Source organism: Hydrocoleum sp. CS-953, from assembly GCF_002260545.1.
GTDB lineage: Bacteria > Cyanobacteriota > Cyanobacteriia > Cyanobacteriales > Microcoleaceae > Trichodesmium.
The window spans coordinates 1-11,897 of the sequence record NZ_LGSU01001390.1; the positions used below are offsets into that span (position 1 = coordinate 1).

Consider the following 11,897-nt stretch of genomic DNA (forward strand, 5'->3'; position numbering starts at 1 on the left):
TAGTCAGAAAACTGCTCACCCCCCTCCGGTTGGCATGAGCTTCAGAAAATGCAACTATTATTTGTCTCTATTCCCTAATAGTCAGAAAATTGCTCATCCCCCTCCGGTTCGCATGAGCTTCAGAAAATGCAACTATTATTTCCTCTCCCCATACGAAATTATGATTTGTCGGTAGTTTCCATCGCCTGAATAATTTTCATAGTTTCGACACTAACGGCACAAACTTTTTGTAGTAGGTCAATGACTGTTTCTTTATAGTCAGCAAAACGATAGGTATTGAATTTTTCAGCGATGGTTTTATCTCTAGGTTTTTTCTCCTTATATTGATCTAATACCCACTCCAAAGCACTCCGGTTTCCGAGGCGATATTCCCAGACAATTTTGGGAATTTTTTCTAATGTTGTGATGGTATCTATAAATATTTTGTCTTTGGTTTTATCTGCTTTAAGTTTTAGTTTAGGAGTGGGAGAGTTTTCGGGAGTTGGTAAGTCGATGCGAGTTAATCGAAATGGTTTAATAGTTTCATAGTTGATGTGTAATTCCATTAATTTTTTTCCCCATTTTACCCACTGTTGAAAATTTTCATAGAAGGGGAGGCGGGGAAATTCTCGTTTGAGATTTTGTTCGTATTTTTGTCGGTAAGTGGGGTGGTGTAAGACGGCATAGATGTAGTGGAAAATGTCGAGTTTTTTGATTTTTTTGTTGTTGTAATGAGATTGGAATTTTTGGAGACTCCAGTCGGTAATATTATCTTGGCGTTTTCCGTTTTCATCGTAGTAATAAAGTGGGAGACATTGGTTAGCACCAGTAACGTGCAGTTCAGCAATACTATCAGTAGCTAAACAGTTAAACGGACGGTTACTACCAAAGCTTTTAAAAGTAATAAATTTATTTTGCTTGTCTTGTTTATTGTAAATACTAAACCACTGATAAGTTCTACCATTAAAATGCTTATCAAAATAGAAAAATAGCTTGACATAAGGTCGATATAAACTTCTGAATATTTTCTCCTCATCAAAGCTTTTAGAAATTTTTCTTTCTAGATATCTTGTTAACTCAGCATCCCACTTAATAGTCATCCTCCCTGAATAATTTTCATCTTTGAAAGTCTGCTGATAAACCTCAATCAAATATTTCACTTTTTCTACAAGCGGATATTCAGAAAAATCATAAACCCATTCATCTCTTTGAGTCTTTATTCCAGAGGAAAATAACTTAAAAACAGCTTCTTGAGATTTTCCACTTTTGACCTCTTTATCAATTAAAGGCAAAAGTTCATCAAAGTCATTGTCAGTCAAATTTAACCAATTATGGTGTTTATCAGGTATAGCGTGTTTAAAGTCTAAATATTTTAGTTTATTAAAACTAAAATAATCTTTCTTTTCGTCAGCTTTAACATAATCATCTATAGAATTATAGAAAACTTTAAAACCTTCTGCTTTTTCATTTCTGACAAGGAAATAAACTGCTACTCCCACTCTAATTTTATCGCTAAAAATATTACCACCTTCTTTTCGGCGTCTTTCTCCACTGGTTCGAGCATTTCCTTTAGTATCAATAATCCAAATTTCATTAAATTCATCTGCTAAAACTTTCCTAAATCCATCATAAGTTATCGCTTCAATAAAAGAAGAATTAGTAATAAAAGCCACAACTCCATTTTTAGTCAAACGGTCTGACGCCCAACGAATAAATCGAGTATACATATCATAAACAACAATTTGATTCTGTGCTTTACCCTGGTTAATATAAGTTTCCTTAATTCTCTTATCAATTTCTTTGTAAATCCGATTAGCATTATTTTGATTAAAATTTTCTTGCCTCGCATTATAAGGAGGATTACCAATAATCACCGAAATTTTACAATCATTTTGTCGTTTAATTCTCTCAGTATTCTCCACCGTCATCGCAAATAAATCTAACTGCTTACCCTCAAACGAACTATGGTCTAAAGTATCAACAAAACAAATATTATTAAACTCCTCATAACTCCCCATTTTCTGCTGATAAGTATATTCAATATTCAGATTCGCAATGTAATAAGGCAAAATTGCTACCTCATTACAAAAAATCTCATTCTTATACTTATACTCCAACTCATTCTTAGGCAAATATTCAATCAACTCCGTCACAAAAGTACCAGTTCCTGTTGCCGGATCGAGAATTTTTACCCCTTTATCGCATAACAACTTCCCAAAATGTTTATGCACCAAATAATCCACACTTTCAATCATAAACCTAACAATTTCCGAAGGAGTATAAACAATTCCCAATCTATCCGCACCCAAAGGATTATAAGACTTATAAAAATTCTCATAAACCACCTTCAAAAATTCCTGTTTTTCGTGATGATTATAAATACTCGCTGCCTTTCTTTTAATCACCCCATAATAACGCTCAATCGAACTTAAAGTATTTCGGCGAATCGTGCCAGTAAAAAAAGTATTCAGAATACCCTCTAATTCTCTAGCAATATTATTCTCTCGGTGAAACTGAGACTCATTAAAAATATTCAGAANATCCGCACCCAAAGGATTATAAGACTTATAAAAATTCTCATAAACCACCTTCAAAAATTCCTGTTTTTCGTGATGATTATAAATACTCGCTGCCTTTCTTTTAATCACCCCATAATAACGCTCAATCGAACTTAAAGTATTTCGGCGAATCGTGCCAGTAAAAAAAGTATTCAGAATACCCTCTAATTCTCTAGCAATATTATTCTCTCGGTGAAACTGAGACTCATTAAAAATATTCAGAAAAATATCCTCAGTCAAGATGTGTTGAATAATCATTTCCTGCACATCAAACAGACTAACTTCAGGATTAATCGACTCTCGACAAATAGTCAAAAACTTATCCCTAGCTTGACAAAACTTCTGATTCTTGTTCGACTGTTCAGCAATTAAATCTCGTAAACTTTTCAGAATAGTAGGTAAGTCTGATTGAAAAGTAGAAATAGCCTCTCGAAAATCCTTAACTTCCGGGCGAATATAATTAATAAAAGCATTAATAATTCCATCCAAAGCTTCAGCATCTTTCATCGAAACTCTAGAAGTTTCTACCCCTGCTTGAATTAAAACTGCCGTCTGAGAATCCTCAAACAAAATATTATCATCAGGATAACCTTTCTCTAACTTCCTCTCAATTTCCTCATCCAAAATATCATACTCATCCTTACTTTCCCAAAACCCCCAATCAAGACGCAAAGCATCTCTAACCGTTCCATCAGGAACCACTCTTTTTCCAGTCTTAGTTTTATAATCTAGTTCTGGAATTAACTTAAAATCCCTATTTTTACAATATTCATCTAATAACTTTTGAAAAGCAAATCGAATCGAAATTTCATTCCGAGAACCGCCAAATTGAATAATCCGTTCGACTTCCGTATAGTATTGATTAATTAATAGTTGAGACATAGTTTTAAGAAAGAATAAGGAAGAAGGAATAAGAAATAAGCTAAGTATTCAGGCATCAGCTATTAGTATTGTTTTTGAGTAGTAATAAAAGCTTTATTAATTAAGTCAGAATATAAGCATTCAACTATTAGTAGTCAGCTTTTCCTGGAGAATGCTACGCAAACGCTAATAAAAACGAATGAAGTAACTATTCGTTTAATTTCTACTAAATTTTTAATTAGAGAATTGAAGCACAAGAACGACAAGCTTACTCTAAAGGTAATAAAGCTAATAGCTGAAATAGCTGAAGTTCGCATTTCCGAATCAGTAGGCTAGCTGGCTGCTGTTTGCGCAGCATTCCGCAGGAAATACTTACGTCAAAATTAAACCTTACTACAAAAGTTAGTTCCTTTAACATTAAAGTCTATATTGATCTAACCCCGTTCTTAAAGTTCAGGTCTTACAGAATTTACCAATTTGCAAAAATTATGCTATATTAAATCATTCATTATCAATTATCCATTATCAATTATCAATTACTTCCTACTCCCTATTTTCAAAATGATTAATCAAACCAATATAAATCGAACAGTTTTAAATAATGGCATAGTTGTAATTNCAAAAGTTAGTTCCTTTAACATTAAAGTCTATATTGATCTAACCCCGTTCTTAAAGTTCAGGTCTTACAGAATTTACCAATTTGCAAAAATTATGCTATATTAAATCATTCATTATCAATTATCCATTATCAATTATCAATTACTTCCTACTCCCTATTTTCAAAATGATTAATCAAACCAATATAAATCGAACAGTTTTAAATAATGGCATAGTTGTAATTACAACAGAAAATACAGTTGCTGATATTGTGTCAGCTAAAATATTCTTACGAATAGGTAGTCGTTATGAAGCAAAAAAACAATCAGGAATTTCCCATTTATTAGCAGCAGTTTTAACAAAAGGAACAGAAAAATTATCCTCTTTAGATATTGCTCATAAAATTGAATCAGTAGGAGCAAGATTAGGAAGTGATACAACAGCAGATTATTTTTTGCTGAGTATGAAAACAGTATCAGAAGACTTTGATGATATCTTTCAATTATCAGGAGAAATAATCAGATATCCTTCCTTCCCAGAAACAGAAATTGAATTAGAAAAACGGATTACTATTCAAAATATTCGTTCTCAACTAGAGCAACCTTTTACCGTAGCATTCTCTCAATTACGAGAGATGATGTATCAAAACCATCCTTATGCTTTATCAACTTTAGGCACAGAAAATACAGTTTCTCAAATCACCCGCCACGACATTCAAAAATTTCATCAAAGTTACTTCCGTCCAGACAATATAGTGATATCTATAGTAGGCAAAATTAACAACGAAAAAGCCATTGCTTTAGTAGAACAAATCTATGGAGATTGGCAACCACCAAGAACACCTCTACCAACTTTAAATTTACCAACAATAACTCCTCAACCTTTGACAGCAAAAAAATACCAAGAAACTCAACAATCTATTATTATGCTTGGGTATTTAGCAGCAAATGTTAATAGTTCTGATTATGCTCCTTTGAAATTACTTAATACTTATTTGGGAAATGGTTTATCCAGTCGTTTATTTGTAGAACTAAGAGAAAAAAGAGGTTTAGCTTATGATGTTTCAGCATTTTATCCTACCCGTCTCTATACCTCTAACTTTACAGTTTATATAGGTACAGCAGCAGAAAATACAGAGATCGCTCAGAGCGGATTAAGAGTAGAAGTGGAACGCTTAGTTACTAACTTACTTAGTGAAGAAGAGTTAGAAGTATCCAAAAACAAATTATTAGGTCAGTATGCTTTGGGTAAACAAACAAACTCACAAATCGCTCAAATTTTAGGATGGTATGAAATCTTAAATTTGGGCATATACTTTGACAGTAAGTTTCAGGAAAATTTGGCAATGGTAACAAGTGCTGAAGCACAAGAAGTTGCCAATAAGTATTTTATAGAACCTTATATTTCAATTGTCGGACCAGAAAAAGGTAGTGATTCAACAATTAATAATTAGGGTTTGCTGAATAAAGTCTTTTGGCATGGGTAGGAGACAGGAGAAATGGAAATTATAGAGGAGGTAGTGGTAAAAATTGTCCCAAGATTTTTCTGCCATAATCATCCCAAAATACTAGCTTTTTGAGCTTTTTAGACAGAAAACCTTGCACTTTTTTCGACCAAAAAAGGCTGAAACCAATATCTGTCAGTGCTTTTATCTTTAATCAGCAAGCCCTAATTAATTATTAATTGTTCTGTAATAGTAATACCATTTCTCTATGAAGTTGCACTTAATAAAAGATGAGAATAGCTAGTTTCATTAATTGATAATTGATAATTGATAATTGATAATTACCTCTCCCTAAAAGGTAGAGGATTGACGAATAAGGAAAAGATTTATTTCTCTTGGTCGATTAGATATGGCGTTTCGGCTGTCGCCGACATATAAAGCGAAGCGGCTCTGCACTCTTCGGGAAACCTCGCCATCTCATCCTGACGGACTGCTCCGCAAACGACCGCTTTTTTCCCTTGAAAGGGGAGGCTTCAAGGCGTGAATGATCTAATTGTTTAATTGTTTAATTATTAATTATTTCGGTACTAAAGTCTCAGCAACAATTATTAAGTGCATTCTTACAAAGAAATGGTATAAGAATTAGTTAAAAGGATTTTTTTTCTTCTCTTGGTCGATTATATATGCTGTTTCGCAGCGTTTTCCTTTCCTGCGGATGGTACGAAATGGAACATGAAAAACAAAGTTTTGCGTTAGCTAAACGACCACTTTTTATCCATGAATGGAGAAACTTTATACCTAAATTTTTCGGTAAAATTAAAAAGTAATATTTTATCAAAACTTTAACTGAAACTTATAACTTATATAAAAAAACTGAAACTTTATTAATGCCTAAGTGTAATGTTAAGAAACTTAATTGGGATAGGAATAAAACTTGGCAAAAGTTCAAGCTGGATATTTAGCTTAAGTTGTTTGACTTTATTGGTAATTATAAGTAGTTCCAGCACTATATGGGGACAAATACCTGTAGAAACTAATTCTATACCTACTACTATTAATCGACCAACACTTAAAGCAGGTAGTCAGGGAGAAGAAGTATTAGAATTACAAGGAGTTTTGAAGTTACTAGGATATTACTTTGGGGAAGTAGATGGAGTTTATTCTGAAACTACTACTACTGCAGTTGTTAAATTTCAAGAATCTGTGGGATTAATCCCCAACGGTATTGTTGACCAAAATACCTGGAACCGTTTATTACCAACAGCCAAAACTTATAATTATACCAATGGAACTACAATACAAGAAAATACAAACTCAAATTGTAATTGTTCGCAAAATCAAACTTTACCTACCATAATTAACGACTCTCCCCCAAAAATTGAATCAGATACAGAAACCTCTAATATTGATTTGCCAATTCTCAAAATTGGTATGAGAGGTAATGCAGTTAGAGGATTACAACAACGTCTAAAGGCCAAAGGTTTTTTAAAGGAAAAAGTTGATGGAATATTTGGCCCTAAAACTCAAGCTGCTGTTAAAAATGCTCAAAGAAAATATCAACAAGAGCAAAATGGGATTGTAGATACTTCTCTATGGATGACTTTACTACGTTAATCAAAAAATTGGTCAAATATGGTAAACTTACAGATGTAATTATGTAACTTAGAAATAAGAAACTCCGTGTGCCTAAATCAGAACGTAAAATTCTACTAGATTTTGAAAAGCCTCTGGCAGAATTAGAAAACCGTATAAATCAGATTCGTGAACTAGCTAAAGATTGTAGTAGTGTAGATGTTTCAGAACAAATTCATCAACTAGAAGCAAAAGCAACTAAACTACGTCAAGAAATTTTTAGTGGTCTTTCCCCTGTACAAAAACTACAGTTAGCCCGCCATCCTAGGCGACCAAGCACTCTGGATTATATTCAAGCTATCGGTGATGAGTGGATAGAATTGCATGGTGACCGTGGTGGTAGTGATGACCCAGCAATAGTGGGAGGTTTGGCCAGAATCAATGGTAGACCTGTTGTAATTATTGGTCATCAAAAAGGACGAGATACAAAAGATAATGTAGCTCGTAATTTTGGTATGGCCTCAGCAGGAGGATATCGAAAATCAATCAGATTTATGGAACATGGCAATCGCTTTGGAATGCCAATTATAACATTTATCGATACTCCAGGGGCATGGCCAGGTATAGAAGCCGAAAAATTAGGACAAGGAGAGGCGATCGCCTACAATCTTCGAGAAATGTTCCATCTAGATGTACCAATAATTTGTACAGTAATTGGAGAAGGTGGTTCAGGTGGAGCGTTAGGTGTGGGAGTAGGCGATCGGTTACTGATGCTAGAACATTCTATATATACAGTTGCTAGTCCAGAAGCTTGTGCAGCCATTCTCTGGAAAGATGCCAGCAAAGCTTCTCAAGCAGCAGATGCCTTGAAGATAACTTCCTGGGATTTAAAAAAGATAGGAATTATTGATGATGTAGTTCCAGAACCAAATGGTGGCGCTCATTCTAACCCTTTGCAGGCAGCAGAAAATCTCAAAAAGGCTATAGTAAAAAATCTAGATGAATTAAGCCAGTTAAGTAGTCAAGAACTCCGAAAACAGCGTTATCAGAAATTCCGTTCTATAGGAGTATTTGTAGAGACATAAAAATGAAAACTCTGAAAATTCCCAGAAGTTTCAAAGGCTGGTTGAATAACTAGAGGCAGGTTTTAAGCAGGGGAAAATATCCTATAGAGTGTAATATTGTAGTTTATTGGTGAAAATCCTGAATAACCGTCGGAAATTATTATTTCAAAGTATAAAATTTCCATGGCTATTATGATATAATCAAAAATTTTACTCAAACGAAAAGGTCTGAAAAAGTGAAATATTAAAGATAGGGTTACAGCTAGATATTTTGTATAACTGAGGAATCTAGGAGTCTATTTCCAGGTTTGAAGCAGATAGATTTTATCCTATTTTTTCTCAGCTATGTTCTCAATTTAGAGAGAGACAAACAACAGCGTTATACAAAATTCAAAAAAGGCTGTTACATTCATTCTTTGTGATTTATTCCTACAGTTTAATAGTTTATGGCTTGCATTCATTGTCAAAATTAAAGCTTTTTACTCCATTTTTTGTCTATTTATCTTTCNATTAAAGATAGGGTTACAGCTAGATATTTTGTATAACTGAGGAATCTAGGAGTCTATTTCCAGGTTTGAAGCAGATAGATTTTATCCTATTTTTTCTCAGCTATGTTCTCAATTTAGAGAGAGACAAACAACAGCGTTATACAAAATTCAAAAAAGGCTGTTACATTCATTCTTTGTGATTTATTCCTACAGTTTAATAGTTTATGGCTTGCATTCATTGTCAAAATTAAAGCTTTTTACTCCATTTTTTGTCTATTTATATTTCCTGGCTCCGGCGTGACTTATCTCTTTTTACTTGTTCTGTCACTGTAGCAATATTTTCTGAAAATGGTATTACACTTGAGAAGTTCATAAGTCTATACCATTTCACTTTAAGGATTTCACAAATAGAAATCTCCGAATTAAAGATATAGACTTTTTGGTATTAGAAGCAATAGGCAAGAGGTTTTTAGGAAAAAGCCAAGAAAAATGATTGAGGAGATTGACTTGTACAACTCTAGATCATGTTAAATAAAGGGGAAGTTTATTTTCTGGATATATCTACATNAGATATAGACTTTTTGGTATTAGAAGCAATAGGCAAGAGGTTTTTAGGAAAAAGCCAAGAAAAATGATTGAGGAGATTGACTTGTACAACTCTAGATCATGTTAAATAAAGGGGAAGTTTATTTTCTGGATATATCTACATAGTTTCAAAGTTATAATGTTAAATAATCTGTTGAAATTATTGTAACCTCAAAGTTTTCTGTCTATTAAATCTTAAAATCTTAATGCATGAATTTTGACTTCCGCGAAACAAAACAGTTATATGATAGTTTTTAAGTAGACAGATACTCTAACGCCTCCGTTAAAATAGGACTCTATAGATTTTTTGAGGTGGAGTTCCCTCAAAATTTGGAGCTTGTGGACAGATAGATATGAAAAATTATTGAAGGGTAATTCTCAAAAAAGCAGGGAATGATTTGCTAAAGGTCAAAATCATTAGGATAATTTGAGAAATTACCAGAAGTGTAGTGAGAATGTCAACTCAACTCAAGAAATGTTTTGAAATTAATTAAAGGAATCTTAATTAGCTATTCACAACAGACTTTCTGGCATAATTATTACAGTAGTATCTATGGTTTTGTTAATGACCAAGTATTTTCACAAGAGGGATGTCTAAAGTGTCCAGTCAATTTGGTTTCATAGCTCTTTATGAAATAATGACAAGAAAACTAAAGAACTACTTAATTAGTCTTACCGCAAGTTTTTTCTAGTTTTGTCAATACCACTCTCTAGGATCGAGAAACTTATTGGGATCAATCTTAACTATTTAACCATGATAAAATCCTAAATATAGTTGAGATGTAAATTCTCAATGCTTTCCTGATACCAATTCAGACAGTAATTTACCTATTTTCTGATAACTAATGATTTGTGAAAATGGATTCTTGGTCGGTGTCAAACTTATCAGTAGAGAAATTGACAAACTCTCATAGTTATAGTTCATTGCTCATTAATAACTAAAACTTATTAGCACCAATGAACAAAGAATTATGACCTAAGCTAAATGGCCTAGCAAAAGTTAGGTCAAGATATAACGTGCTTTTTTGAAATCTGATCCGAATCTATTATGACTCAAACTTTTTCCAACGGTTCCAATTCTAGCAAAACACTTAACATCAATGGTGTTAAAACTTCTGATGCAGATGTAACGGGTAAAATTTCCTATAGACCTGACCGTAGCTCTTCATCCAATGGTCAATCAATTAGGCAACAACCTCCTGCTGAAGAAAGCAATGAGGCAATGATGGAGGCTGTCCGGACAATGCTACTCTCAGTAGGAGAAGATCCTGAGCGAGAAGGATTGCTCAAAACTCCCAAGCGGGTTGCAGAAGCAATGCAATTTTTGACTAGTGGCTACAGTCAATCCCTGGAAGAAATTGTGAATGGTGCTATCTTTGACGAAGGTCATAACGAAATGGTTCTAGTTAGAGATATCAATCTTTTTAGTCTTTGTGAACATCATATGCTACCCTTCATGGGAAAAGCTCATGTAGCTTATATTCCTAATCAAAAAGTAGTAGGACTAAGTAAGCTAGCTAGGATTGTCGAAATGTATTCTCGTAGATTGCAAGTCCAGGAAAGATTAAATCGTCAAATTGCTGAAGCAATTCAAACAATATTAGAACCAAAGGGTGTAGCAGTTGTAATTGAAGCTACTCATATGTGTATGGTAATGCGGGGAGTTCAAAAACCTGGTTCTTGGACTGTTACCAGTGCAATGCTTGGTGTTTTTGAAGAAGATCAGAAAACAAGAGAGGAATATTTGAGCTTAATTNGGATTGTCGAAATGTATTCTCGTAGATTGCAAGTCCAGGAAAGATTAAATCGTCAAATTGCTGAAGCAATTCAAACAATATTAGAACCAAAGGGTGTAGCAGTTGTAATTGAAGCTACTCATATGTGTATGGTAATGCGGGGAGTTCAAAAACCTGGTTCTTGGACTGTTACCAGTGCAATGCTTGGTGTTTTTGAAGAAGATCAGAAAACAAGAGAGGAATATTTGAGCTTAATTCGCCATCAACCTGCATTCTTTTAATAGGTAGTAACTGAATTTAGTGGGAATAAGGAATTGATGAAGGAGTCAGGAGACAGAAGAAAGGAGCTAAAATCAATTAGTGGCGATGCATCCACCCATTAATTGAAAACCACCAAATTTAATTATTTGGTGGAGTCCTTAAACCCATTTATAATCCTTCGCTATGGGGCTACGCGCAAGTCAAAACTCCAAAATGTAAAAGTCAAAAATAATCTCTGACGCTTATTTGAATATTTATAAGTGTCATAACCATAATGCGTAGTGTTATAGAAGCAAGCTACATCTACCAGTTGATAATGGATAATGGATAATTAACTCTGGTTAAAACCGTAACAGAATAGAATATAAGGAAATTCAAGAGCACTTTTTTTCTCTTGAAATAGAAGGCTTTAAACCTGAATTATCAATTATCCATTAGGAAAGAATTATCCAAATAAATTCTGACTCCTGAATTCTTTACTTAGTAAATATTCTTATTTCCTTCCCCTGCTTTTCTATTGAATTCTTTACTTAGTAAATATTCTTATTTCCGCCCCCTACTTTTCTATAAATAATTATAGAAAAGTACGGTGGAAGACTAAGATTCAAAGTAAATAACTTAGACAACAAAAATATACAGATAGAGAGATTTCTGATATGACTAAACCAATCAAATTTGGAACAGATGGCTGGCGCGGTGTCATAGCTGATGATTTTACTTTTGAAAGAGTTGCTTTAGTAGCTCCCATTGCA

General features: G+C 33.6%; 6 protein-coding genes and 1 pseudogene. 5 read left to right on the plus strand and 2 right to left on the minus strand.

The genetic code is table 11. The features are described 5' to 3' along the window. Positions 1–158: 158 nt before the first annotated feature. Positions 159–2,384: a type ISP restriction/modification enzyme gene (locus tag AFK68_RS27455; RefSeq protein ID WP_210407654.1), complete on the minus strand. Its 2,226-nt coding sequence runs from the start codon at positions 2,382–2,384 to the stop codon at positions 159–161. A gap of 135 nt (positions 2,385–2,519) precedes the next feature. Continuing rightward, positions 2,520–3,419, minus strand: a pseudogene (locus tag AFK68_RS46685) (hypothetical protein); the annotation flags it as partial. Positions 3,420–4,182: 763 nt separating this feature from the next. On the opposite strand from AFK68_RS46685, the gene AFK68_RS27460 reads away from it, so the two are divergent. From AFK68_RS27460 to AFK68_RS39985, 5 genes are all read left to right on the plus strand, one after another. After that, positions 4,183–5,448 carry a pitrilysin family protein gene (locus AFK68_RS27460; protein ID WP_094676790.1) on the plus strand — a complete coding sequence of 422 codons (1,266 nt, stop codon included), beginning with the start codon at positions 4,183–4,185 and terminating at the stop codon, positions 5,446–5,448. Between the two features lie 891 nt (positions 5,449–6,339). Next, entirely contained in the window at positions 6,340–7,053 is a 714-nt protein-coding gene (locus AFK68_RS27465; protein WP_094676792.1) for a peptidoglycan-binding protein, read from the plus strand. 68 nt (positions 7,054–7,121) lie between these two features. Then, on the plus strand, positions 7,122–8,096 hold the full coding sequence (gene accA, locus AFK68_RS27470; protein WP_094676794.1) for an acetyl-CoA carboxylase carboxyl transferase subunit alpha: 975 nt from the start codon (positions 7,122–7,124) through the stop codon (positions 8,094–8,096). Positions 8,097–10,196: 2,100 nt separating this feature from the next. Further along, a partial coding sequence (gene folE / locus AFK68_RS27475; RefSeq protein ID WP_143438352.1) for a GTP cyclohydrolase I FolE occupies positions 10,197–10,904 on the plus strand: 708 nt, incomplete at its 3' end. A 3-nt stretch (positions 10,905–10,907) separates the two neighbouring features. After that, on the plus strand, positions 10,908–11,165 hold the full coding sequence (locus tag AFK68_RS39985) for a GTP cyclohydrolase I (protein ID WP_256386666.1): 258 nt from the start codon (positions 10,908–10,910) through the stop codon (positions 11,163–11,165). Positions 11,166–11,897 lie beyond the last annotated feature (732 nt).

Coding starts and splice junctions, on each gene's coding strand:
- AFK68_RS27460 (WP_094676790.1), top strand. CDS start 4,183: ATGATTAATCAAACCAATATAAATCGAACAGTTTTAAATAATGGCATA.
- AFK68_RS27465 (WP_094676792.1), top strand. CDS start 6,340: ATGTTAAGAAACTTAATTGGGATAGGAATAAAACTTGGCAAAAGTTCA.